This window comes from Microbacterium sp. NPDC008134, assembly GCF_042957055.1.
GTDB lineage: Bacteria > Actinomycetota > Actinomycetes > Actinomycetales > Microbacteriaceae > Microbacterium.
Window position 1 is genome coordinate 66387 of record NZ_JBIBHO010000002.1, and the last position, 23764, is coordinate 90150.

General features: G+C 66.8%; 24 protein-coding genes. All 24 read left to right on the forward strand.

Annotated features, from left to right (window positions below):
* The first annotated feature begins 25 nt into the window (after positions 1 to 25).
* The 24 genes from fusA (at position 26) to rplO (ending at position 23667) form a co-directional block, all read left to right on the forward strand.
* Positions 26 to 2140 carry an elongation factor G gene (gene fusA, locus ACFY9N_RS10810; protein ID WP_391478556.1) on the forward strand — a complete coding sequence of 705 codons (2115 nt, stop codon included), beginning with the start codon at positions 26 to 28 and terminating at the stop codon, positions 2138 to 2140.
* A 147-nt stretch (positions 2141 to 2287) separates the two neighbouring features.
* Entirely contained in the window at positions 2288 to 3478 is a 1191-nt protein-coding gene (tuf, locus tag ACFY9N_RS10815) for an elongation factor Tu (protein ID WP_391478557.1), read from the forward strand.
* Positions 3479 to 3807: 329 nt separating this feature from the next.
* Positions 3808 to 13020, forward strand: a complete 9213-nt coding sequence (locus ACFY9N_RS10820; protein WP_391478559.1) for an isopeptide-forming domain-containing fimbrial protein — start codon at positions 3808 to 3810, stop codon at positions 13018 to 13020.
* A gap of 46 nt (positions 13021 to 13066) precedes the next feature.
* On the forward strand, positions 13067 to 13279 hold the full coding sequence (locus ACFY9N_RS10825; RefSeq protein ID WP_391478560.1) for a hypothetical protein: 213 nt from the start codon (positions 13067 to 13069) through the stop codon (positions 13277 to 13279).
* Between the two features lie 794 nt (positions 13280 to 14073).
* Positions 14074 to 14382, forward strand: coding sequence for a 30S ribosomal protein S10 (rpsJ, locus tag ACFY9N_RS10830; protein WP_030147986.1), 309 nt, complete (start codon positions 14074 to 14076; stop codon positions 14380 to 14382).
* 8 nt (positions 14383 to 14390) lie between these two features.
* A complete protein-coding gene (gene rplC / locus ACFY9N_RS10835) occupies positions 14391 to 15050 on the forward strand; it encodes a 50S ribosomal protein L3 (RefSeq protein WP_391478561.1) in 660 nt (219 codons plus the stop codon).
* A gap of 2 nt (positions 15051 to 15052) precedes the next feature.
* Positions 15053 to 15715 (forward strand): 50S ribosomal protein L4, encoded by a 663-nt coding sequence (rplD, locus tag ACFY9N_RS10840; protein ID WP_391478562.1) that lies wholly within the window; start codon positions 15053 to 15055, stop codon positions 15713 to 15715.
* The gene (gene rplW, locus ACFY9N_RS10845; RefSeq protein WP_391478563.1) at positions 15712 to 16035 is read left to right on the forward strand and encodes a 50S ribosomal protein L23; all 324 of its coding nucleotides are present in this window, start codon (positions 15712 to 15714) and stop codon (positions 16033 to 16035) included. The genes rplD and rplW overlap by 4 nt, the downstream gene beginning before the upstream one ends.
* A gap of 20 nt (positions 16036 to 16055) precedes the next feature.
* Positions 16056 to 16895 (forward strand): 50S ribosomal protein L2, encoded by an 840-nt coding sequence (rplB, locus tag ACFY9N_RS10850; RefSeq protein WP_017201590.1) that lies wholly within the window; start codon positions 16056 to 16058, stop codon positions 16893 to 16895.
* A 12-nt stretch (positions 16896 to 16907) separates the two neighbouring features.
* Positions 16908 to 17189: a 30S ribosomal protein S19 gene (gene rpsS, locus ACFY9N_RS10855; RefSeq protein WP_017201589.1), complete on the forward strand. Its 282-nt coding sequence runs from the start codon at positions 16908 to 16910 to the stop codon at positions 17187 to 17189.
* Complete coding sequence (gene rplV, locus ACFY9N_RS10860) at positions 17189 to 17587, forward strand: 50S ribosomal protein L22 (protein WP_247625177.1); 399 nt, start codon at positions 17189 to 17191, stop codon at positions 17585 to 17587. Before rpsS ends, rplV begins: the two co-directional genes overlap by 1 nt.
* Positions 17587 to 18342: a 30S ribosomal protein S3 gene (gene rpsC / locus ACFY9N_RS10865; RefSeq protein WP_017201587.1), complete on the forward strand. Its 756-nt coding sequence runs from the start codon at positions 17587 to 17589 to the stop codon at positions 18340 to 18342. The genes rplV and rpsC overlap by 1 nt, the downstream gene beginning before the upstream one ends.
* The gene (gene rplP / locus ACFY9N_RS10870; protein WP_129385843.1) at positions 18342 to 18761 is read left to right on the forward strand and encodes a 50S ribosomal protein L16; all 420 of its coding nucleotides are present in this window, start codon (positions 18342 to 18344) and stop codon (positions 18759 to 18761) included. Before rpsC ends, rplP begins: the two co-directional genes overlap by 1 nt.
* Positions 18761 to 19078 carry a 50S ribosomal protein L29 gene (gene rpmC, locus ACFY9N_RS10875; RefSeq protein ID WP_050722500.1) on the forward strand — a complete coding sequence of 106 codons (318 nt, stop codon included), beginning with the start codon at positions 18761 to 18763 and terminating at the stop codon, positions 19076 to 19078. Before rplP ends, rpmC begins: the two co-directional genes overlap by 1 nt.
* Complete coding sequence (gene rpsQ / locus ACFY9N_RS10880) at positions 19078 to 19395, forward strand: 30S ribosomal protein S17 (RefSeq protein WP_391478565.1); 318 nt, start codon at positions 19078 to 19080, stop codon at positions 19393 to 19395. Before rpmC ends, rpsQ begins: the two co-directional genes overlap by 1 nt.
* A complete protein-coding gene (gene rplN, locus ACFY9N_RS10885) occupies positions 19392 to 19760 on the forward strand; it encodes a 50S ribosomal protein L14 (RefSeq protein ID WP_045253838.1) in 369 nt (122 codons plus the stop codon). Before rpsQ ends, rplN begins: the two co-directional genes overlap by 4 nt.
* 3 nt (positions 19761 to 19763) lie before the next feature.
* Entirely contained in the window at positions 19764 to 20123 is a 360-nt protein-coding gene (gene rplX, locus ACFY9N_RS10890) for a 50S ribosomal protein L24 (RefSeq protein ID WP_391478567.1), read from the forward strand.
* Positions 20123 to 20713, forward strand: coding sequence for a 50S ribosomal protein L5 (gene rplE, locus ACFY9N_RS10895; RefSeq protein WP_096715096.1), 591 nt, complete (start codon positions 20123 to 20125; stop codon positions 20711 to 20713). The genes rplX and rplE overlap by 1 nt, the downstream gene beginning before the upstream one ends.
* Positions 20714 to 20845: 132 nt before the next feature.
* Positions 20846 to 21244, forward strand: coding sequence for a 30S ribosomal protein S8 (gene rpsH / locus ACFY9N_RS10900; protein ID WP_247625172.1), 399 nt, complete (start codon positions 20846 to 20848; stop codon positions 21242 to 21244).
* Between the two features lie 6 nt (positions 21245 to 21250).
* The gene (rplF, locus tag ACFY9N_RS10905; RefSeq protein WP_247634096.1) at positions 21251 to 21787 is read left to right on the forward strand and encodes a 50S ribosomal protein L6; all 537 of its coding nucleotides are present in this window, start codon (positions 21251 to 21253) and stop codon (positions 21785 to 21787) included.
* 2 nt (positions 21788 to 21789) lie between these two features.
* On the forward strand, positions 21790 to 22149 hold the full coding sequence (gene rplR / locus ACFY9N_RS10910) for a 50S ribosomal protein L18 (protein ID WP_391478569.1): 360 nt from the start codon (positions 21790 to 21792) through the stop codon (positions 22147 to 22149).
* Positions 22150 to 22169: 20 nt separating this feature from the next.
* On the forward strand, positions 22170 to 22847 hold the full coding sequence (gene rpsE, locus ACFY9N_RS10915; protein WP_282185367.1) for a 30S ribosomal protein S5: 678 nt from the start codon (positions 22170 to 22172) through the stop codon (positions 22845 to 22847).
* On the forward strand, positions 22847 to 23032 hold the full coding sequence (rpmD, locus tag ACFY9N_RS10920) for a 50S ribosomal protein L30 (protein ID WP_017201575.1): 186 nt from the start codon (positions 22847 to 22849) through the stop codon (positions 23030 to 23032). The genes rpsE and rpmD overlap by 1 nt, the downstream gene beginning before the upstream one ends.
* Positions 23032 to 23667 (forward strand): 50S ribosomal protein L15, encoded by a 636-nt coding sequence (gene rplO / locus ACFY9N_RS10925; protein WP_391478570.1) that lies wholly within the window; start codon positions 23032 to 23034, stop codon positions 23665 to 23667. The genes rpmD and rplO overlap by 1 nt, the downstream gene beginning before the upstream one ends.
* Positions 23668 to 23764 lie beyond the last annotated feature (97 nt).

Consider the following 23764-nt stretch of genomic DNA (forward strand, 5'->3'; position numbering starts at 1 on the left):
TGCCAGAAAAGATAAGGACACTCCCGTGGCACAAGACGTGCTCACCGACCTGAGTAAGGTCCGCAACATCGGCATCATGGCGCACATCGATGCCGGCAAGACCACCACGACTGAGCGCATCCTGTTCTACACGGGTGTCAACCACAAGCTCGGTGAGACGCACGACGGTGCGTCGACGACCGACTGGATGGAGCAGGAGAAGGAGCGTGGCATCACGATCACCTCCGCCGCCGTCACCTGCTTCTGGAACAAGAACCAGATCAACATCATCGACACCCCCGGTCACGTCGACTTCACGGTCGAGGTGGAGCGTTCGCTCCGCGTGCTCGACGGTGCCGTCGCCGTCTTCGACGGCAAGGAGGGCGTCGAGCCCCAGTCTGAGACCGTCTGGCGTCAGGCCGACAAGTACGACGTCCCTCGCATCTGCTTCGTCAACAAGATGGACAAGCTGGGCGCCGACTTCTACTTCACCGTCGACACCATCGTGAACCGTCTGGGTGCCAAGCCGCTCGTGCTGCAGCTCCCGATCGGTGCCGAGAATGACTTCGTCGGCGTCATCGACCTCATCGAGATGCGTGCGCTGGTCTGGCCCGGTGACGCCAAGGGTGACGTGACGATGGGTGCCTCGTACGAGGTGCAGGAGATCCCCGCCGACCTCGCCGACAAGGCCGCCGAGTACCGCCAGGCGCTCCTCGAGACCGTCGCCGAGACCGACGACGCGCTGCTCGAGAAGTTCTTCGGTGGCGAGGAGCTCACGGTCGCCGAGATCAAGGGCGCCATCCGCAAGATGGTCATCGCCAGCGAGATCTACCCCGTGCTCTGCGGTTCCGCGTTCAAGAACCGCGGTGTGCAGCCGATGCTCGACGCGGTCGTCGACTACCTTCCGTCGCCCCTCGACGTGCCCGCCATCGAAGCGCACGACCCGAAGGACGAGGAGAAGGTCATCGAGCGTCACCCCGACGCCAACGACCCCTTCGCGGCTCTCGCGTTCAAGGTCGCGGTTCACCCGTTCTTCGGTCGTCTCACCTACGTCCGCGTGTACTCGGGTCACCTCGAGTCCGGCGCGCAGGTCATCAACTCGACCAAGGGCAAGAAGGAGCGCATCGGAAAGATCTTCCAGATGCACGCCAACAAGGAGAACCCGGTCGACTCGCTGACCGCGGGCAACATCTACGCCGTGATCGGTCTGAAGGACACCACCACCGGTGACACCCTGGCCGACATCGCGCAGCCCGTCGTCCTCGAGTCGATGACGTTCCCGGAGCCCGTGATCGAGGTCGCGATCGAGCCGAAGACCAAGGCCGACCAGGAGAAGCTGGGTCTCGCGATCCAGAAGCTCGCTGAAGAGGACCCGACCTTCCGCACCGAACTCAACCCCGAGACCGGTCAGACGACCATCAAGGGAATGGGCGAGCTGCACCTCGACATCCTCGTCGACCGCATGAAGCGCGAGTTCCGCGTCGAGGCGAACGTCGGAAAGCCGCAGGTGGCCTACCGCGAGACGATCCGCAAGGCCGTCGAGAAGCACGACTACACGCACAAGAAGCAGACCGGTGGTTCGGGTCAGTTCGCGAAGATCCAGTTCACCATCGAGCCGATGGACCTGGATTCCGAGAAGACCTACGAGTTCGTCAACGCCGTCACCGGTGGACGCATCCCGCGTGAGTACATCGGCTCGATCGACGCCGGTTTCCAGGACGCCATGAACGTCGGAGTCCTCGCGGGCTACCCGATGGTGGGCGTCAAGGCGACCATCGTCGACGGTGCCGCTCACGACGTCGACTCCTCGGAGATGGCGTTCAAGATCGCCGGATCCATGGGCTTCAAGGAGGCGGCTCGCCGCGCCAGCCCGGTCCTGCTCGAGCCGCTGATGGCCGTCGAGGTCCGTACTCCCGAGGAGTACATGGGCGACGTCATCGGTGACCTGAACTCGCGTCGTGGCCAGATCCAGTCGATGGAGGACGCTGCCGGCGTCAAGGTCGTCCGCGCGTCGGTGCCGCTGTCCGAGATGTTCGGATACATCGGCGACCTGCGCTCGAAGACCTCGGGCCGCGCCGTCTACTCGATGGAGTTCGACAGCTACTCCGAGGTTCCCCGCAACGTGGCCGACGAGATCGTCCAGAAGACCGCGGGCGAGTAACAACTTCTGGGAGCCGGGTTCACGCCCGGCTCCCAGGTCCCCTACAACTTCACATTCCCTCTCTACTAAACTGAGATTCACACCCGTAGAGAACCGGTCGCAATCCAGTGCCCGGCGATCTCTACACGACGTCCTGAGGAGGACCCAGTGGCTAAGGCCAAGTTCGAGCGGACCAAGCCGCACGTCAACATCGGAACCATCGGTCACGTTGACCACGGCAAGACCACGCTCTCCGCAGCGATCTCGAAGGTGCTTGCTGACAAGTTCCCGTCTGACACCAACGTGCAGCGCGACTTCGCTTCCATCGACTCGGCGCCGGAAGAGCGCCAGCGTGGTATCACCATCAACATCTCGCACATCGAGTACGAGACCCCGAAGCGCCACTACGCGCACGTTGACGCCCCCGGCCACGCCGACTACGTCAAGAACATGATCACCGGTGCGGCTCAGATGGACGGCGCGATCCTCGTGGTCGCCGCCACCGACGGCCCCATGGCTCAGACGCGTGAGCACGTTCTGCTCGCCAAGCAGGTCGGCGTTCCGTACCTGCTCGTCGCGCTGAACAAGTCCGACATGGTCGACGACGAGGAGATCCTGGAGCTCGTCGAGCTCGAGGTCTCCGAGCTGCTCGCCTCGCAGGGCTTCGCTGAGGACGCTCCTGTCGTCCGCGTCTCCGCTCTCAAGGCCCTTGAGGGCGACGAGAAGTGGGTCCAGTCGATCCTCGACCTCATGGAGGCCGTCGACGAGAACGTGCCCGACCCGGTGCGCGACAAGGACAAGCCGTTCCTGATGCCCGTCGAGGACGTCTTCACGATCACCGGTCGTGGAACCGTCGTCACGGGTCGCGCCGAGCGTGGCACGCTGGCCATCAACTCCGAGGTCGAGATCGTGGGTCTGCGCCCGACGCAGAAGACCACCGTCACGGGTATCGAGATGTTCCACAAGCAGCTCGACGAGGCCTGGGCCGGCGAGAACTGTGGTCTGCTGCTCCGCGGCACCAAGCGTGAGGACGTCGAGCGCGGTCAGGTCATCGTCAAGCCGGGTTCGGTTACGCCGCACACCGACTTCGAGGGCACCGCGTACATCCTGTCGAAGGACGAGGGTGGCCGCCACAACCCGTTCTACACGAACTACCGCCCGCAGTTCTACTTCCGCACCACCGACGTCACCGGCGTCATCACGCTGCCCGAGGGCACCGAGATGGTCATGCCCGGCGACACCACCGACGTGACGGTCGAGCTGATCCAGCCGATCGCCATGGAGGAGGGCCTCGGCTTCGCCATCCGTGAGGGTGGACGTACCGTCGGCGCTGGTACGGTCACGAAGATCATCAAGTAAGCATCTGCTTCCTGCACAAGGGGTCGGACCTTCGGGTCCGGCCCCTTTTGTGTTACCCGGAGGCCGGTGAATCTGGTATCCCAAACCCGTCTCCCTATCCACTTGAATAAAACACGAAGTGTTGGATAGTGTGATCTTCGCCGTGCGAAAGCGCGGCAGGCAGGCATGCGTTCGAGCCCTAGGTCGAACCGGCGCTGCAGCGGCCAGGGAAACCCGAAGCTTCCCTGAGCCGCTGATCTGCGTGCGCCTGCGTTGCTCGCGTGCATGTGCATGCGATCGGGGAGAGCCTGCGCGTCGGGGAGTGGCGCGCGGGAAAGGGGAGTTTCACCATGCGTTCGAACGCGCGCGCTCAGAAGCAGCAGAAGTCGCAGGAGCAGCAGAAGTCGCAGAAGCAGCCGAAGCCGCAGAAGCAGCAGCATGCCCGGAAGGTGACGGCGATCGCCGCCATCGTCTCGGTGATCGCCGGGGCGTTCGTCGCCGGTGTCTCGGCCCAGATGGCGTCCGCCAACAGCTGGACACCCACGGTCTCGGTCGAGAGCGGGGACCCTTCGGGCGCAGGCAAGGACTTCGTCCTCGCCGAGGAGAACGTCGCGTTCGATGTCGCCGTGTCGAACACCTCCGGCGGACGTCAGTTCAACCTCAGCCTGATGGCCGTCGTTCCGGCAGACGTCTCGTTCGTCTCCGGCGGTGAGTTCGGCGCCCCGACGGTCTTCACCGAGGGCCAGGTGCTGCCGAACCGCAGCCGCACCGCCACCACCGACCTTCCCAGCTGCACCGACCTGGGCCTCGTGGCCGCCCCCGCGGGTTCCACTCAGCCGTACCTGTGCGCGGTGCCCGCCGGCCAGCAGGTCTGGGTCTGGTCGAACGTCAACGACCTCCCCCAGGGGGGAACCGTTCCCGCGACGATCACGATCGCACCGGCCCGCGACGCCTACCCCGTCGGCAGCCGTATCGACTTCTCGATCCGTGCCTTCACGAGCGACGATCCCGCGCGTCTGCCCACCTTCGACGGGTCGACCAGCGTCTCGCGCACGTCCGACCACACGTCCGGTACGGGATTCGCCGACGACGACGTGCCGGTCAAGGCCCTCCGCGTCACGAAGTCCGAGCCCAGCGCCGAGGACGAGCGCCTGCGCGGTGCGCATGGCACCCCGACCGTCTACACCGTGACGGTGCAGAACACGAAGCGCGAGGCCACCCTCGGCGCGACCGTGACCGACTACCTCCCGGCCGGGATCGAGTACCTCGGGGACGGCACGACCGTCGACAACTCGACTCCCGGTGGCGAGTACACCACGGCGCCGCGTCTCGCCGGTGGCGCGATCGACGGTGAGACCGTCGAGACCGTGCAGCTCACCGAGGCGCAGGCGCAGGCGCTGCACCTCCCGGGCGCGGGCGTGTACACCAAGGTCACCTGGCAGATCGGCGACCTCGCGGCGAACGAGACGCGTACCCTCCAGTACCGCGCCGTCGTCCCGCTGTTCGCCAACGCGGCCTGGGCGGAGGGCACGGCCCCCTCCGCCGAGAGCGGCGCCCAGGCGGCCAACCTCGACAACAACACCGGTGCGTCCACCCGCCACGGTGCGACGGATGCCCCGGCCACAGCACAGACGTTCCGCAACGTCGCGTCGGTCGTCGGCACCTACCAGGGCCCGGTCTTCGGCGGTGACGAGTCGCTGCGTGCGAGCTCCGACGACGATGACGAGATCATCGAGGCCGTCGACGTGCGCGTCCTCAAGAGCGTCGACACGAGCGGACTGTTCACGACCGGCTCGGTGGCGGTCTACTCGATGCAGGTCGACGTCAGCGAGTACGTCGACGCGAGCGACATCGTCCTCACCGATGTGATCCCGAACGGTCTCTGCCCCGCGCTTCCCGCGGGCGCGACCGCCGCGACGCTGATGATCGACGGCGCGACCGTCACCTCCGAGCGCTGGAACTCCGAGATCCCCGGCGAGGCTTGCAACTACCCGACCACCGCGAGCGGAGCCGTGCTCTCCGACGAGCTGACGGTCGTCTCGATCGACTACGACAGCGCCGCCGGCACGTTCACCGTGGTGTTCTCGGCCGACGATCTCCTCGCCGGCGAGTCGATGACCGGGCGCTACTCGGTGATGCAGCGCCCCAACTACAGCGGCCCCAGCGGCGGCACGAGCTCGGGTGACAGCTTCGTCAACCGTGTCACCGTGACGGCGCAGACCGATCCGATCGACGCGATCGCGAACGATCCGAACCTCAGCGATCGCGTCGGCGGTGCCCTGCTCATTTCCGACGACTCCGCGGCGATCATCACGTCGGGCCTCACGGGGCTCACGAAGACGGTGCTCGAGCGCGGCAACGACCTCACCACCGACCCTGAGGCGTGGGTGAAGGATGCCGTCCAGCCCTTCTCTCCCGGCGACTCGGTCTGGTACCGCATCCAGGTCCCCTTCGCGACGGGCATCGACACTCGCAACCCTGAGCTCGTCGACTACCTCCCCGAGGGCATCGAGCTGCAGGAGGTCCGCTACGCGTACACGGGATTCCCCGAGGGGGCGTCGTCGACGACCCCGGTGGCATACGGCGCGCCGGGATTCCCGACCGACTACATCCCGAACCCGGTGACGACCGAGTCGTCGCTCACGTGGGAGTTCGGCTCGCGCAACCGCGGAGCGAGCGAGCACCGCTTCATGCCCGCCGGCAGCACCGTGACCGTGTACATCCGCGGCGAGGTGCAGGCGCAGTCCGCCTCGCGTGAAGAGGTCGACAGCCCGAAGAACCAGGCGAAGTACCAGCAGGTGAACGTCAACGGCGAGATCTCGTTCCGCCGCGACGACGCGGGTATCGACCTCGACTGGGGATCGACGCTCACCAAGGGCATCGCCGCGATCGACGGTGTCGCCACCGCTGACGGCTCGCGCTTCGGCGCCCGCACCGAGACGGCTCAGGTCGTGCAGGGCCAGGAGGTCGAGTACCGCATCGACGTCACCGCGCCGCAGAACTCGACCACCGACTACGTCGTGTGGGACGTGCTCCCCGCCGGGGTGAAGAAAGCGGATGTCGGCGACTTCACCGCCGCGATCCACGCCGGCGGCGCCGAGACGCCGGCGGCGGACGTCACCGCGGTCGCCTACGACAGCGGAGAACTGCCGAACGGGATCGCTCTGACGCCCGCCTACACCGGCCGCTCGGTGATCGTCTGGACGGTCGGCGCATCGGTGCCCGGCACCAGCCCCGCGACGACCGGAGAGAACGCCGCCCCTGAGGTCGTGCGCGGTCTCTCGCTCGGCTACACGCTCACGGTTCCCGCGGGCGTCGCGAACGGCGGGGCCGCCGCTCAGCTCACGCAGAGCTACCTGAACACGGCCGGCATCGTCAGCTACGCGATCGAGAACACGCCCTCGACCACGACCACCGTCGTTCCGCAGGCGGATGCCGGTGGACAGCAGCTCACGAACCGCACCCCGCAGACCGGTGAGGTCGCGGCATCCGACGTCGACACCGTCGACATCGCCGAGGTGCACCTGCCGGAGGTGACGGTCGCCAAGAAGCTCGTCTCTACCGAGGTCGGTCCGACGACCGGTACCCCGTTCGGTCAGACGGACCTCGGCGCATCGACACGTAACTCGGCCTCGCAGATCGTGCAGGGCGAGTACGCCACCTTCGAGTATTCGATGACGATCCCGGCCCGCACGTCGATCCGCTCCGCCGTGCTCTCCGACAACGGTGCCCTCCGCACCGGTGGCGCGAGCATCACGTACCAGTACGTTCCGGGCAGCGCGAAGTTCTTCGGCCCGTCGGGCGACGAGATCGAGACGGCTGACGAGGCGGACGGCTTCCGCACGGCCGAGACCTCGGGTGCCGCGCACGGTGTCCTGACCTTCCCGAGCACCTACACGAACGAAACGGCGACGGCGCAGACGTTCCGCGTGCAGGTGTCCGTGTGGGTGAAGGACCGAGACGCGAACACCGCCAATACGACCCAGCCGCAGATCGCGAACGGAACGCAGCTCACGAACACGGCGACGCTGACCTTCGTCGACCCGAACAGCTCGAACGCGAACGCGCGACTCTCGCGCACCGCCAACGCCCAGGTGCAGTTCATCGAACCCGCTCCCAAGCTCACGAAGACGGCGTCCTCGGCGACGGTCGCCGCAGACGGCACGGTGACCTACACGCTGCGCGCGGAGAACGGCGCGAACCGGGTGTCCTTCTACGACTCCGTCGTACTCGACTGCGTCCCGACGGAGATCACTCCGAGTGCGCTCACGCCCGCGGTCGGCACGGCACGCATCATCGGCGACTGCGCGATCGGCGCGGGCAACGTCATACAGCAGGGAACCGGCCCGGGCACGCTCATCGAGTGGACCATCCCGGTCATCAACGGCACCGGACCTACCGGGGCCCCCACGCTGACCTACACCGGAACGGTCGAGACGCAGGCCGGTGGCGGATCGTCGTTCGTCAACCGCGCCGAGCTCAAGGGATACACGCTCCCGCTCGCCGTCGGCGACGACACCGACACCTCCGACCGTCGCGGCACGGTCGCGGCGACCAGCGCCGTGACGGTGCGCATGCCCGAGGCATCCATCCTGAAGACCGTGGATCGCCCGTCCGCTCCCGTCGGGTCTGTGGTCACGTACACGTTGACGACCACGCTGCCGGCCAGCACGAACTTCTACGACGCCGTGCTGACCGACGCGTTGCCCGCCGGAGTGGAGTACCTCCCGGACGGTGCACGCACCGAGACGGCGAACTGGGCGAGCGACCCGAACGTCCCGAACATCGGCGCTCCGACCCTGAACGACGGCAAGCTGACGTGGAGCATCGGTCCGGACGACATCCTCGCGTGGAGCGAGACTCGCACGATTACCGTGACGTTCCAGGCGCGAATCACCGACTCCGTTGCGGCGAAGTCCGTCCGCAACTCCGGCACGTTCGCATGGAGCGCCGTGAATGGCTCGACCGCGCCGGGCGACCGTAAGACACCGACGTCGACCGTCGACGTCACCCTCCTCAATCCGGAGGTGACGGTGGCGAAGTCCGTCAAGCGCACCAGCGCGGAGGACGCGACCTACGCGACGTCGAAGAACGGCAACCCCGACCAGTCGTTCACCTACCGGGTGACCGCCACGAACAGCGGCACGTCCTCGGCCTACGGCACGGTCGTCGAGGACGTCGTCCCCGTCGGCGTGCGTGTCGACACGCGTCAGGCCGCTCTCTCCGGCTCCGGATTCTCGTTCTCGAACCGCGCGGACATCGAAGCTGGGCGGGGAGGTACGATCCGCTGGACCATTGCGGAATCGATCGGCAACAGCGGAGACAACAGCCGCGAGCTCGTCTACATCGGCACGTTCGCGACTGCGGACGGCCTCCGTGAAAGCGGCTACAAGAACACCGCTCGCGTCGTGGAGTACACCTCGGCGCCGACGGGCGGCTGGACATACGTGCCGGGTACCGGACGTGTGCCAGGCGGGACCGCCAACATCGCGGCATCGACGAGTGACGCGACCATCACGCCCATGTTCCCGCGCATCGAACTCGAGAAGCGTGCGAGCAACGGCTCGCAGGCCTTCGTGGGCGAGGCGTTCGGATGGACGCTGCAGGCCCGCAACGTCGGAACGGGCGCGGCTCAGACCGTCACGTTGACCGACACGCTGCCGATGAACTGGCGGTACGACGAGTCCGTCGCGCCCCAGGTGTCCATCGACGGCAAGATCGTCACCGGACGCGACGAACTCGCGATCAGCGAGGAGGGCGGACGCCAGGTGCTCACCTGGACGATCGGATCCTCCACCGGTGCGGCGCTGCTTCCCGGCAACGCTGCGACCGAGGGGCAGCGCACGCTGCTCGTCGAGTTCTCCGCGAAGCCGCTGGCCGACGCCGTCGTCACGGCGGGGGCCGGTCTCTCGGTGAACCACGTCAACACACTCACGGGCTCGGCCACCGACACGTCGGGCGTCACCCGTAACGCGAACGGTCTGTACGTCGACACCGCCGCCCAGGCGAACGCCCAGATCGCCCGCGCCGACCTGAAGATCGTCAAGCAGGCGATCGGCGGAGACGCGCAGGGCGCCTGGACGGCCGGGGACACGGTCCGCGGCGGATACACGCAGCCGCAGTGGCGCATCACGGTCACCAACCAGGGACCGGATGCCGCGAACGGGCCGTTCCGTGTGACGGATGACACCGACCTCCCGGACGGCGTGACCACCGGGGCGTTCACGGCGCGCTACTACACCGGTGCTGCGGACACCGTGGGCACCGCGCTCAGCCTCGCGGGGACGGGCACGGCATCCGACCCGTTCGTCGTCGGCACCACCGGCACCACGCTGAAGTCCGACGGCACCGACCGGATCGTCCTGGTCGCGAACGTCGCGATCCAGGCGCCGGCCACCGGCACGGCCGAGAACACGGCCGCGGTCACGGGACGCACGTACGAGCTGCCGGCCGACATCGCGAAGGACAACGAGGCCACCGCCACGAAGCCCATCTCGAGCGCCGCCGACCTCGCGATCGAGAAGACGGTGAACACCGCCGAGGTGACTGCCGGACGCTCGATCACGTGGAGCATCCGGGTGCGCAACAACGGGCCTTCGGTCTCGGCGTCGACGACGGACGAGAAGATCACCGTCACCGACACGATCCCGGAGGGGATCACCGGCGTGCTCGACCCGTCGGCCGGACTCACCGCGTGGACCGCCTCGGCATCCGACGGCTGGCCCGCCATGGCCGGTGACACGATCACCTGGACCTTCACTGGTACTCAGCTGGCCGTCGGGCCCGCGCAGGACCTGTCGTTGACCGGTACCGTGCTCGCGTCGTGGACGCCCGACGACGGCGACATCACCAACACCGCGACCGTCGCCCCGGGCGCGACCACCGACCCGACGGAGAGCAACAACTCCGACGAGGTCACCGTCTCCCCGGGGGACGCGACCACCCTCGCCATCACCAAGACCCGCGTCGTGAACGACGGCGGCGTCTGGAAGGATGCCGCGCAGTTCGGCGGGCCGCTGCCCGACGTCGTCGCCGGTGAGACGATCAGCTACCGCGTCGTCGTCACGAACAACGGACCGGCGGATGCCCGCGACGTCAGCGTCGAGGACGAGGTGCCGAGCATGCTCTCGTTCTCGTCCGTGGCGGATGAGAAGGGGACCTGGACCCGCGTGGCGGGTCCCGGCAGCCACGACACGTTCACCGTCGACGGCACCGTGCCGGCGGCGTCGGGCGACAACACCCGTGCGTTCGTCGTGACCTACACCGTCGATGCCTCCCTGGAGCCGGCCTCGGTGGTCGAGAACTGGGCGGCCGCGTCGGCCACCAACGCGACCAACGAGCCGCGCGACGGCGACACGACGGACTCCGATCGTGTGGCGGATCTCTCGATCCTCAAGCAGTCGCTGGATGCCGAGGGCGTCGCCGTCGCCGCGGGGGAGACCCCGGAGGTGACCGCGGGTACGCAGACGCGATTCCTGCTCACGGTCACGAACGAGGGACCGAGCTACTCGAGCGCGCCCATCTCGATCGCCGATCGGCTTCCGGCAGGACTCACGTACGTCTCGTCGACGATCTCGGTCGCGGGCGCCGAAGCATCCGCTGCCGCTCCCGAGGTCTCGGAGAACGGTCGCTCGATCGTCTGGACGGCGCTGGCCGACGATGAGACCCTCGAGGTCGGATCGACCGTCGTGATCGTCGTCACGGCCGACGTGGCGGCGGACGTCCGTCCGCAGACACTGGTCAACGAGGCCGACGTGACGGGTCCCGACGACTTCGACCCCGCGAACAACCACAGCGAGGCCGATGTCGACATCGTCACGCTCGCCGAGATGACGGTGCAGAAGGACGTCGTCGAAGGCCCGTGGATCGCGGGCACCGAGGTCGAGTACACGATCACGGTCGACAACGAGGGCCCGTCCGTCGCGGACGCCTTCCTCACCGACGTGCTCCCGGCCGGCCTCACCCCGGTCTCGATCACGGGTGAGGGCTGGACGTGCGATCCCGCAGCCCAGACCTGCAACCGCACCGGGCACCCGCTGGGGGAGAGCACGATCACGGTCGTCGCCCTCGTCGAGTCGAACGTGCCCACCGGCACCGAGCTGACCAACACGGCGAATCTGTCGTGGACCGACAGCCGGAGCACGTCGCCGCACTCCGACAGCGACGATGCCGTGATCGACGTCACCACGGATGCCGACCTCGGCCTCGTCAAGACCGCTGTCGATGCCGAGGGCGCCGAGATCACCTCCGCCGTCGCGGGGGAGAGCGTGCGCTACCGTCTCGAGGCCGAGAACTTCGGTCCGAGCGATGCGATCGGCCCGATCACGGTCACGGACGCGCTGCCCGCCGGCATTCGCTTCATCGGGCTCACCGGTGACGCCGTCGAGACGTGGTCCGCGCAGGCCGACGAGGTCGACCCGCAGACCGTGACCTTCACCCTCCTGCCGGAGGACGCGGGTCTCGTCACGGGTGCGGCCGCGCCGGCGATCGAGTTCGAGGCCGCCGTCGACCCGACGGTGGCGCACGACACGGTGCTCACCAACACGGCCGTCGTGTCGTCGGGCACCCCCGACTCGAACCCCGAGAACGACGGTGACACGGCCGATCTCACGATCGTCCGCGAGGCGGACCTCTCGATCACGAAGACCCACGATGCCGCATCCGTGCGCATCGGCGATGAGCTCGCCTTCGCGCTCGAGGTCCGCAACGCCGGTCCCTCGGAGGCGACCGGAGTCGTCGTGATCGACGTCGTGCCCGCCGGGCTCGAGGTCGTCACCATCGCGGGCGACGAGGTGGGTACCGACTGGTCGATCGAGAGCGTCGAACCGGTCGATCCGGAGGACGCGTCGGCCGGGACCCGCGTGGTCGCGCGCTACGCGCTGCCCCTCGCCCCGGGGGAGACGGCATCCGTTCTGAGCGTCAACACCCGTGTGCTCGTCGCCGCGTACTCCGAGGTCGTGAACGTGGCGGACGTCTCCGCCATCGAGATCACGGAGGAGCACCCCGACCGCACCCCCGACGACAACCGCGCGTCGGATGCCGTCACGGTGCCGCCGATGTCGACCCTGGTCGTCAGCAAGACGGCGGTCGGCGAGTTCCAGGTGGGCAAGGCCGGGGCGTACGAGATCGTCGTGCGCAACGACGGTCCGACCGCCGACCCGGGTCCGATCACGGTGACGGACGTTCTTCCCGCAGGGTTGTCGTTCGCGTCGTCGCCGGACGACGGCGTGCAGGTCGACGGTCAGGTCGTGACCTGGACGGTGGAGAGCGGTCTCGCGGTCGACGAGAAGATCACTCTGTCGCTGCGGGTGGACATCGGCGAAGCCGCGTACCCGTCGGTCACTAACGTCGTCATGGTCGGCTCTCCCAGCGAGCAGACCGAGGATGCCGTGCTGACCGACGACGCCACGGTCGACGTGAAGGCGGCCGATCCGCTCGCCACCACCGGTGCCGAGAGGGCTTGGGGTCTGTTCGCCCTCGCCCTGCTGATGATGGTGTCGGGAGGACTGTTCGTCGCTGCGCGTCGACGCTCTTCCGCCGGCGCGTCCGTCCATGCAGAATGAGGGTGCCCGGAATCGATCCGAGGCACATGAACAGTAGGGGACGCACATGGGTATCGAAGACGCCGTCAACAAGGGCAAGGACTTCGTCGAGCAGAACAAGGACAAGATCGCCGAGGCCGTGAAGAGCGAGCAGGCCGAGGACATCAGCGACAAGGTTCTCGACGGCGTCGCCGATTTCGCCAAGAAGATCGCTCCCGCAGCGTCCGAGAAGATCGACGAGATCCGCGACGCGGCCGACAAGCAGATCGGCAACGAGTAGTCCGACGCACAGGCAGTCCATCGCGCAGAGGGCGGTGATCTCCGGGAGGAGGTCGCCGCCCTCCGTCGTGCGCTGCGATCTTCCGGCGGATGCTCGCGCTGGAGCACGCGGATGCGTAGACTGCAGGAGACCGCACTGGGGATAGGGCGGTCGGGGAGCCCGGAGGGGTCCGGACTCCCGAAGCACGCGGCTCGTCCGCGTCCAACTGGGGAATGCGATCTTGGGGATCATCTTGCGACGCGCGCACTCGTTGCGCGCCTCCGTCACCCCGCCTGCGCGGCGGCGTCATCGCCGTGCCCTCGATCGAGGATCTCGGCGTCCCTTCACGCCGGATTCCTCGCGTTCGGTGTGCCCCCTCGCACTGAACGCCCTCCCCGAACGGGGCGAGGCATGGGGATGCCTCGCCCCGTTCTCACCCCGCGGCCGAGGTCTCGCCGGCGGCGCGACACGCCCGGGTTTGCGCAAGTGAAATCCCCCGTGGCAGAATAGACAGGTTCGACATTTCGGTGCGCTCTGCGTGCGCCGAATCACCACCAGGGCAGTGCATAGACGGTGTCTCCTCAGAGGGATGCAGGGTTCTAGGCCGCGGGTGGCAGGACAACACAACCCCGACACCTTCCTTTCGAGGTCTTCGCCGTGCGCGGCGGAGGTCGGGATGACAGCAGAACAGTGGTGCGCAGATCGACTCCCCGGAGTCGTTCGAGTGCCGAGGCGTGAACAGCGCCGACGCGCGTCCAATGCCCCTGAGCCACCGGGTTCAGGCCGGTAAGACGCTTAAAGAGAGTGAGCAGACAATGGCGGGACAGAAAATCCGCATTCGCCTGAAGTCGTATGACCACGAGGTCATCGACTCGTCGGCACGCAAGATCGTCGACACCGTGACCCGTGCGGGCGCGACCGTCGTCGGCCCCGTGCCGCTTCCGACCGAGAAGAACGTCGTGTGCGTCATCCGGTCGCCCCACAAGTACAAGGACAGCCGCGAGCACTTCGAGATGCGCACCCACAAGCGTCTGATCGACATCGTCGACCCGACGCCCAAGGCCGTCGACTCGCTGATGCGTCTCGACCTCCCGGCCGATGTCAACATCGAGATCAAGCTCTGAGGTTCGACATGGCTGACATCAACGCAAAGATTTCCAAGGGCATGCTCGGCACGAAGCTCGGCATGACCCAGGTGTGGAACGAGAACGGCAAGCTCGTTCCCGTCACCGTCATCGAGCTCGCACCGAACGTGGTCACCCAGGTTCGTACCCCCGAGAAGGACGGCTACAACGCCGTGCAGATCGCGTACGGCCAGATCGACCCCCGCAAGGTGAACAAGCCCCTCACGGCTCACTTCGAGGCCGCCGGCGTCACGCCGCGCCGCCACGTCACCGAGATCCGCACCGCGGATGCTGCTGACTACTCACTCGGTCAGGAGCTCACGGTCGACGGCACCTTCGAAGCCGGCCAGCTCGTCGACGTCGTCGGCACGAGCAAGGGCAAGGGCTTCGCCGGTGTCATGAAGCGTCACAACTTCAAGGGCGTCTCGGCATCGCACGGTGCACACCGCAACCACCGCAAGCCCGGCTCCATCGGCGCATCGTCGACCCCGAGCCGCGTCTTCAAGGGCATGCGCATGGCCGGCCGTATGGGTGGCGAGCGCGTGACCGTCCTCAACCTCACGGTGCACGCCATCGACATCGAGAAGGGCCTGATGCTCGTCAAGGGCGCTGTCCCCGGTGCTCGTGGCCGCATCGTCTACGTCCGCAACGCAGTGAAGGGTGCCTGATCATGGCTGACTCGACTCTCGCGCTCGACGTCCTCAAGGCAGACGGCAAGAAGGCAGGCTCGGTCGAGCTTCCCGCCGCGCTGTTCGACGTCAAGACGAACATTCCGCTGATCCACCAGGTCGTCGTCGCGCAGCTCGCGGCGGCTCGCCAGGGAACCCACTCGACCAAGCGTCGTGGTGAGGTCTCCGGTGCCGGCCGCAAGCCCTTCAAGCAGAAGGGCACGGGTAACGCCCGTCAGGGTTCCATCCGCGCGCCGCACATGACCGGTGGTGGCATCGTGCACGGCCCCAAGCCGCGCGACTACTCGCAGCGCACGCCCAAGAAGATGATCGCCGCCGCCCTCCTGGGTGCGCTCAGCGACCGCTTCCGCGGCGACCGCCTCCACGCGATCGACACCTTCGGCACCGAGGGCGCGCCGTCGACCAAGGCAGCCGCAGGCTTCCTCGGTCAGGTCGCCTCGTCGAAGAACGTGCTGGTCGTCATCGAGCGCGGCGATGAGCTCGCGCTCAAGAGCCTGCGCAACCTCGGTCACGTGCACCTGCTGTCGTTCGACCAGCTCAACGCCTACGACGTGCTCGTCTCCGACGACATCGTCTTCACCCAGGCCGCGCTCGAAGGCTTCATCGCCTCCAAGTCCGGCGCCAACCAGGAGGTCTCCGCATGAGCGAGCAGGCATCTGTTCTCCAGACGGCCCTGAACAAGGACCCGCGCGACATCATCCTGAAGCCGGTCGTGTCCGAGAAGAGCTACGGCCTGATCGATGAGGGCAAGTACACCTTCCTCGTCGACCCGCGCGCTTCGAAGACCGAGATCAAGCTCGCCATCGAGAAGATCTTCGGCGTCAAGGTCGCGTCCGTCAACACGCTCAACCGCGCCGGCAAGGCCCGTCGCACCCGCTTCGGCACCGGCAAGCGCAAGGACACCAAGCGCGCCATCGTGACCCTGAAGTCGGGCACCATCGACATCTTCACGGCAATCGGCTGATCCGGGGGATAAGGACAATCATGGCAATTCGCAAGTACAAGCCCACGACCCCGGGCCGTCGCGGCTCGTCGGTGGCTGACTTCGCCGAGATCACCCGATCGACGCCGGAGAAGTCGCTGCTGCGCCCGCTCTCGAAGACCGGTGGTCGCAACAACCAGGGACGCATCACGACCCGTCACATCGGTGGTGGCCACAAGCGCCAGTACCGCGTCATCGACTTCCGTCGCAATGACAAGGACGGCGTGAACGCCAAGGTCGCTCACATCGAGTACGACCCCAACCGCACGGCGCGCATCGCGCTGCTGCACTACTTCGACGGTGAGAAGCGCTACATCCTCGCTCCGGCGAAGCTGAAGCAGGGCGACATCGTCGAGTCCGGCGCGGGTGCCGACATCAAGCCGGGAAACAACCTCCCGCTGAAGAACATCCCGACGGGTACCGTCATCCACGCGATCGAGCTCCGCCCCGGCGGCGGCGCGAAGATGGCACGTTCGGCCGGAGCATCCGTCCGTCTCGTCGCCAAGGACGGCCCCTACGCCCAGCTGCGTCTGCCCTCGGGCGAGATCCGCAACGTCGATGCGCGCTGCCGCGCGACCATCGGCGAGGTCGGCAACGCCGAGCAGTCGAACATCAACTGGGGTAAGGCCGGCCGTATGCGCTGGAAGGGCGTCCGCCCGACCGTGCGTGGTGTCGCCATGAACCCGGTCGACCACCCGCACGGTGGTGGTGAGGGTAAGACCTCCGGTGGTCGTCACCCGGTCTCCCCGTGGGGTCAGGCCGAGGGTCGCACCCGTCACGCCAACAAGGAAAGCGACAAGTACATCGTGCGTCGTCGCAACGCCGGCAAGAAGCGCAAGTAGGAGTAAGAGAAGATGCCTCGCAGTCTTAAGAAGGGCCCCTTCGTCGACGAGCACCTGCTTCGCAAGGTGGTCGTGCAGAACGAAGCCGGCACGAAGAACGTCATCAAGACCTGGTCCCGCCGGTCCATGATCATCCCGGCCATGCTGGGTCACACGATCGCGGTCCACGACGGTCGCAAGCACATCCCTGTGTTCGTGTCCGAGACCATGGTCGGTCACAAGCTGGGCGAGTTCGCGCCCACCCGCACCTTCCGCGGCCACGAGAAGGACGACAAGAAGGGGCGGCGCCGCTAATGGTCGAATCGATCGCACGCGTGAAGCACATCCGCGTGACCCCGCAGAAGGCTCGTCGTGTCGTCGCGCTCATCAAGGGCAAGCAGGCCCAGGAAGCTCTCGCGATCCTCAAGTTCGCACAGCAGAGCGCCAGTGAGCCGATCTACAAGCTTGTCGCGTCGGCCATGGCCAACGCGCAGGTGAAGGCGGATCGCGACGGCGAGTACCTCGACGAGCAGGACCTGTACGTGGCCAACGCGTACGTCGACGAGGGCACGACGCTCAAGCGTTTCCAGCCCCGTGCACAGGGTCGGGCTTTCCAGATCAAGAAGCGCACGAGCCACATCACGGTCGTGCTCTCGACGCCGGAGGCGGCTGCGCCCGCTGCCGGTGACAGCAACAAGAAGGCGAGCAAGTAATGGGACAGAAGGTAAACCCGTACGGCTTCCGTCTCGGCATCACCACGGACCACGTGTCGCGCTGGTTCTCGGACTCGACGAAGCCGGGTCAGCGTTACGCCGACTACGTCGCCGAGGACATCAAGATCCGCAACCTGCTGAAGACGCAGCTCGACCGCGCCGGTGTCTCGAACATCGAGATCGAGCGCACCCGTGACCGCGTCCGCGTCGACATCCACACCGCCCGTCCGGGCATCGTGATCGGTCGTCGTGGCGCCGAGGCCGAGCGCATCCGTGGCGACCTCGAGAAGCTCTCGGGCAAGCAGATCCAGCTGAACATCCTCGAGGTCAAGAACCCCGAGGCCGACGCTCAGCTCGTCGCTCAGGGCATCGCCGAGCAGCTCTCCGCACGTGTGGCCTTCCGCCGCGCGATGCGCAAGGGCCTGCAGGGCGCCCAGCGCGCCGGCGCCAAGGGCATCCGGATCCAGGTCTCGGGCCGTCTCGGCGGCGCCGAGATGAGCCGGTCGGAGTTCTACCGCGAGGGTCGTGTGCCGCTGCACACGCTCCGCGCGAACATCGACTACGGCTTCTACGAGGCCAAGACCACCTTCGGCCGCATCGGCGTCAAGGTCTGGATCTACAAGGGCGACCTGACGGCGAAGGAGCTCGCTCGCGAGCAGGCCAACGCACCCAAGGCTCGTCGTGACGACCGTGGTGGCGACCGCCGCCGTGCCCCGCGCAACGAGGCACCTGTTGCAGAAGGAGCGTCCGCCTGATGCTTATTCCCCGTAAGGTCAAGTTCCGCAAGCAGCACCACCCGGGTCGCTCGGGTCAGGCCACCGGTGGCACGAAGGTCTCCTTCGGCGAGTTCGGTATCCAGGCCCTCACCCCCGCTTACGTGACGAACCGTCAGATCGAGTCCGCTCGTATCGCGATGACCCGTCACATCAAGCGTGGTGGAAAGGTGTGGATCAACATCTACCCCGACCGTCCGCTCACGAAGAAGCCTGCCGAGACCCGCATGGGTTCCGGTAAGGGTTCGCCCGAGTGGTGGGTCGCCAACGTCAAGCCGGGTCGCGTCCTCTTCGAGGTCGCCGGTGTCGACGAGCAGCTCGCCCGTGAGGCACTCACGCGAGCCATTCACAAGCTGCCGCTGAAGGCACGCATCATCAAGCGCGAGGAGGGCGACGCGTAATGGCGATCGGCACCAAGGAGCTCGCTCCGGCAGAGCTCGACACGTTCGAAGACCAGCGCCTCGTTGAGGAGCTGCGCAAGGCCAAGGAGGAGCTGTTCAACCTCCGTTTCCAGTCGGCCACCGGCCAGCTGGAGAGCCACGGCCGCATCCGCGCCGTCAAGCGCGACATCGCGCGCCTCTACACCGTGATCCGCGAGCGCGAGCTGGGCATCCGTGCGACGCCCGCTCCGGTCGAGGCTCCGGCCAAGAAGGCGTCCAAGTCGAAGGCGAAGAAGGCGGATGCCGCCGACGACGCCGTGAAGGAAGAGGCTGAGTGATGGCCACCAAGAAGGAAGCCGCCGTCGAGGCTGAGCACGCCGCTCACGACGTGCGCGATGCGGATGCCCGTGGGTACCGCAAGGCGCGTCGTGGCTACGTCGTCAGCGACAAGATGGACAAGACCATCGTGGTCGAGGTCGAGGACCGCGTGAAGCACCCGCTTTACGGCAAGGTCATCCGCCGCACCTCGAAGGTCAAGGCGCACGATGAGGCGAACACCGCCGGCATCGGCGACCTGGTCCTGATCAACGAGACCCGCCCGCTCAGCGCCACGAAGCGCTGGCGTCTGGTGGAGATTCTGGAGAAGGCCAAGTGATTCAGCAGGAGTCCCGCCTCAAGGTCGCCGACAACACCGGCGCCAAGGAGCTGCTCACGATCCGCGTGCTCGGTGGCTCGAAGCGCCGTTACGCCGGCGTGGGCGACACCATCGTCGCGACGGTCAAGGACGCGATCCCGGGCGGCAACGTCAAGAAGGGCGACGTCGTCAAGGCGGTCATCGTCCGCACCGTCAAGTCCACGCGCCGTCCCGACGGCTCGTACATCAAGTTCGACGAGAACGCCGCCGTCATCCTGAAGAACGACGGGGAGCCCCGCGGCACCCGTATCTTCGGACCGGTCGGCCGTGAGCTTCGTGACAAGAAGTTCATGAAGATCGTCTCGCTGGCGCCGGAGGTTATCTAAGTCATGGCGAAGATCAAGAAGGGTGACCTCGTTCAGGTCATCACGGGCGCCAAGCCCGAGCGCGGCGGAGACCGCGGCAAGCAGGGCAAGGTCCTCGAGATCCTTGCCGAGCGCAACCGCGTCATCGTCGAGGGCGTGAACTACGTCACCAAGCACACCCGCGTCGGCCAGACGCAGCGTGGCACCAAGACCGGTGGCCTCGAGACCGTCGAGGCTCCCATCCACATCTCGAACGTCGCACTCGTCGACCCCTCGACCAAGAAGCCGACCAAGGTCGGCCACCGGGTCGAGGAGCAGACCAAGGACGGCGTCAAGCGCACCGTCCGCGTGCGGTTCGCGAAGAAGTCAGGTAAGGACCTCTGATGGCAACCGAGACTGCCGTGGAGGCTGGCAAGATCCAGCCCCGCCTGAAGCAGAAGTACAACGCCGAGATCAAGAAGGCTCTGCAGGACGAGTTCGGCTACGCCAACGTCATGCAGATCCCCGGACTGGTCAAGGTCGTCGTGAACACCGGTGTCGGCGAGGCAGCTCGCGACAGCAAGGTGATCGACGGCGCGGTCGACGATCTCACCAAGATCACCGGCCAGAAGCCGATCGTCACGAAGGCCCGCAAGTCCATCGCGCAGTTCAAGCTGCGCGAGGGTCAGGCCATCGGCGCGCACGTCACCCTCCGCGGTGACCGCGCGTGGGAGTTCGTGGACCGCCTCGTCTCGCTCGCACTGCCCCGTATCCGCGACTTCCGCGGTCTCTCGGCCAAGCAGTTCGACGGCAACGGCAACTACACCTTCGGTCTCCAGGAGCAGAGCGTGTTCCACGAGATCGATCAGGACAAGATCGACCGGGTTCGCGGTTTCGACATCACCGTCGTCACCACCGCGAAGACGGATGACGAGGGTCGGGCACTCCTCCGCCACCTCGGCTTCCCGTTCCGCTCGGACGACGCACAGGCGTAACACTCTCGGCGGGCTCAGTGGTCATGTGTCACTGAGCCCGTCGATGTGTGCGTACAATTGAAGATTGCGTGTCATCGCAGGCCGTCTGTCGTGTAACGGCAGCCGGAACCTCATGAACAAAGGAAAACAACAATGACAATGACAGACCCGGTCGCAGATCTGCTGACCCGTCTGCGTAACGCGAACTCGGCGCACCACGATTCCGTGACCCTGCCGTCGAGCAAGCTCAAGACGCACATCGCCGAGATCCTCCAGCAGGAGGGTTACATCTCCGCTTGGGAGACCTCGGACGCCCGCGTGGGTCAGAACCTCACGCTCACGCTGAAGTACGGCCCGAACCGCGAGCGGTCGATCGCCGGCATCAAGCGCGTGTCGAAGCCCGGCCTCCGCGTTTACGCGAAGTCCACCGAGCTCCCGCGCGTCCTCGGCGGCCTCGGCGTGGCCATCCTGTCCACCTCCTCCGGTCTCCTCACGGACCGTCAGGCAGAGCAGAAGGGCGTGGGCGGAGAAGTTCTCGCCTACGTGTGGTAATTCGAAATGTCGCGTATTGGACGACTTCCCATCGACGTTCCCGCGGGCGTGACCGTTTCGGTCACCGGCCGCGAGGTCGCGGTGAAGGGCCCCAAGGGTGAGCTCACCCTCACGGTGGCCAGCCCCATCGAGGTCGCGGTCGAGGAGAACCAGGTTCTGGTCACCCGTCCCGACGACGAGCGCGAGTCGCGGTCGCTTCACGGCCTGACCCGCACGCTCATCAACAACAACATCATCGGCGTGACCCAGGGCTACACCAAGGGTCTCGAGGTCGTCGGTACCGGTTACCGCGTGCAGCAGAAGGGCGGCTCGGTCGAGTTCGCACTCGGCTTCTCGCACCCGGTCCTGATCGACCCGCCGGCGGGGATCACGCTCACGGTCGAGGGCACGAACAAGCTCACCGTCAGCGGTATCGACAAGCAGGCTGTCGGTGAGGCAGCTGCGAACATCCGCAAGATCCGTAAGCCCGAGCCCTACAAGGGCAAGGGCGTCCGCTACGCCGGCGAGAACGTGCGTCGCAAGGCCGGAAAGAGTGGTAAGTAACCATGGCTCTCAAGTCAAAGTCCGACGCCCGCGCGCGTCGCCACGCCCGCCTTCGCAAGAAGGTCGTCGGCACCGAGGCGCGTCCGCGCCTCGTCGTCAACCGTTCGGCCCGCCACGTCTTCGTCCAGCTGGTCGACGACAGCAAGGGTCACACCGTCGCGTCGGCATCGACGCTCGAGACCGACCTGCGCGGCTTCGAGGGTGACAAGACCGCCAAGGCCCGCAAGGTCGGCGAGCTCGTCGCCGAGCGCGCGAAGGCCGCCGGCGTTTCCGAGGCAGTGTTCGACCGTGGCGGCAACCGCTACGCCGGTCGTGTCGCCGCCATCGCCGATGGCGCCCGCGAAGGGGGTCTGGCACTGTGAGTGACAACAAGGAGAACGAAGTGACCGAAGCGGCTGCTGCCACTTCCGAGACGGCCGCCGGCACCACGCAGGCCGAGCCGACTCGCGACCAGCGCGACGGTCGTCGCGGTGGACGCGGTGACCGCAACCAGGGTGGCCGCGACCGCAACTCGCGCGACCGTGGTGACAACCAGTTCCTGGAGCGCGTCGTCACCATCAACCGTGTCTCGAAGGTCGTGAAGGGTGGTCGTCGCTTCAGCTTCACCGCTCTCGTGGTCGTCGGTGACGGCAACGGTCTGGTGGGCGTCGGCTACGGCAAGGCCCGTGAGGTCCCCCTGGCGATCTCGAAGGGTGTCGAAGAGGCCAAGCGCAACTTCTTCCGCGTTCCGCGCGTCGGCAGCACCATCCCGCACCCCGTGCAGGGTGAGGCTGCGGCCGGTGTCGTGCTGCTGCGTCCTGCTGCCGCCGGTACCGGTGTCATCGCCGGTGGTCCCGTCCGCGCCGTGCTCGAGTGCGCCGGCATCCACGACGTCCTGTCGAAGTCGCTCGGTTCGTCGAACACGATCAACATCGTGCACGCGACCGTCGCCGCCCTGAAGCAGCTCGAGGAGCCCCGTGCGGTCGCCGCGCGTCGTGGCCTCGAGTTCGACCAGGTGGCTCCGGCGCGTCTTGTCCGCGCCGAGGCCGAGGCCATCGCCGCACAGAAGGTAGGTGCCTGATGGCCGCGCGTCTGAAGGTCACGCAGATCAAGTCCAAGGTGAGCGAGAAGCAGAACCAGCGCGACACGCTGCGCAGCCTCGGTCTCAAGCGGATCGGTGACACCACCGTCCGCCCCGACGACGCGCAGACGCGCGGCTACGTCAAGACCGTCGCACACCTCGTCAAGGTTGAGGAGATCGACTAATGGCCGAGAAGAACGAGGCCGTCGAGGCCGAGAAGGCCCCGAAGAAGGCTGCTGCCCCCAAGGCCGCCGCCGAGAAGAAGCCCGCTGCGAAGAAGGCTCCGGCCAAGACCGCTGCGGCCGACGCTAAGGCTGAGGCTCCCGCCAAGAAGCCGGCTGCCAAGAAAGCTGCGCCGAAGGCGGATGCTCCGGCATCGCGTCCCGGCGTGCTGAAGGTGCACCACCTGCGTCCCGTCCCCGGATCCAACACCGCCAAGACTCGCGTCGGCCGTGGTGAGGGCTCGAAGGGTAAGACCGCCGGTCGTGGAACCAAGGGCACGAAGGCTCGCAACACCGTTCGCGTCGGTTTCGAGGGTGGGCAGATGCCGCTGCACATGCGCACCCCGAAGCTGCGCGGGTTCAAGAACCCGTTCCGCGTCGAGTACCAGGTCGTGAACCTGGAGAAGCTCGCCGAGCTCTACCCCCAGGGTGGAGACGTCACCATCAGCGACCTGGTCGCCAAGGGTGCGGTTCGGAAGAACGAGAAGGTCAAGGTTCTCGGAAACGGCGACATCGCCGTGAAGCTCACCGTGGCGGTCGACAAGGTCTCGGGTTCCGCCGAGCAGAAGATCGTGGCTGCGGGCGGTTCCGTCAAGTAACCACACCACAGAAGGGGTCGGAGATTCTCCGGCCCCTTCTGTGCACATGGATGCCGAGAACCCGGATTAGGTTACTCTGGTCTTTCAGCCGCCCATC

Bases quoted from the DNA above. Each gene is read 5' to 3' on its own strand.
- rpmC (WP_050722500.1), top strand. From the start codon at position 18,761: ATGGCGATCGGCACCAAGGAGCTCGCTCCGGCAGAGCTCGACACGTTC.
- rplX (WP_391478567.1), top strand. From the start codon at position 19,764: ATGGCGAAGATCAAGAAGGGTGACCTCGTTCAGGTCATCACGGGCGCC.
- rpsC (WP_017201587.1), top strand. From the start codon at position 17,587: ATGGGACAGAAGGTAAACCCGTACGGCTTCCGTCTCGGCATCACCACG.
- rplB (WP_017201590.1), top strand. From the start codon at position 16,056: ATGGCAATTCGCAAGTACAAGCCCACGACCCCGGGCCGTCGCGGCTCG.
- rplE (WP_096715096.1), top strand. From the start codon at position 20,123: ATGGCAACCGAGACTGCCGTGGAGGCTGGCAAGATCCAGCCCCGCCTG.
- rplF (WP_247634096.1), top strand. From the start codon at position 21,251: ATGTCGCGTATTGGACGACTTCCCATCGACGTTCCCGCGGGCGTGACC.
- rplO (WP_391478570.1), top strand. From the start codon at position 23,032: ATGGCCGAGAAGAACGAGGCCGTCGAGGCCGAGAAGGCCCCGAAGAAG.
- rplV (WP_247625177.1), top strand. From the start codon at position 17,189: ATGGTCGAATCGATCGCACGCGTGAAGCACATCCGCGTGACCCCGCAG.
- rpsS (WP_017201589.1), top strand. From the start codon at position 16,908: ATGCCTCGCAGTCTTAAGAAGGGCCCCTTCGTCGACGAGCACCTGCTT.
- rplC (WP_391478561.1), top strand. From the start codon at position 14,391: ATGGCTGACATCAACGCAAAGATTTCCAAGGGCATGCTCGGCACGAAG.
- rplW (WP_391478563.1), top strand. From the start codon at position 15,712: ATGAGCGAGCAGGCATCTGTTCTCCAGACGGCCCTGAACAAGGACCCG.
- ACFY9N_RS10825 (WP_391478560.1), top strand. From the start codon at position 13,067: ATGGGTATCGAAGACGCCGTCAACAAGGGCAAGGACTTCGTCGAGCAG.
- ACFY9N_RS10820 (WP_391478559.1), top strand. From the start codon at position 3,808: ATGCGTTCGAACGCGCGCGCTCAGAAGCAGCAGAAGTCGCAGGAGCAG.
- rpsH (WP_247625172.1), top strand. From the start codon at position 20,846: ATGACAATGACAGACCCGGTCGCAGATCTGCTGACCCGTCTGCGTAAC.
- rplD (WP_391478562.1), top strand. From the start codon at position 15,053: ATGGCTGACTCGACTCTCGCGCTCGACGTCCTCAAGGCAGACGGCAAG.
- rpsJ (WP_030147986.1), top strand. From the start codon at position 14,074: ATGGCGGGACAGAAAATCCGCATTCGCCTGAAGTCGTATGACCACGAG.
- rplR (WP_391478569.1), top strand. From the start codon at position 21,790: ATGGCTCTCAAGTCAAAGTCCGACGCCCGCGCGCGTCGCCACGCCCGC.
- rpmD (WP_017201575.1), top strand. From the start codon at position 22,847: ATGGCCGCGCGTCTGAAGGTCACGCAGATCAAGTCCAAGGTGAGCGAG.
- rplP (WP_129385843.1), top strand. From the start codon at position 18,342: ATGCTTATTCCCCGTAAGGTCAAGTTCCGCAAGCAGCACCACCCGGGT.
- rpsQ (WP_391478565.1), top strand. From the start codon at position 19,078: ATGGCCACCAAGAAGGAAGCCGCCGTCGAGGCTGAGCACGCCGCTCAC.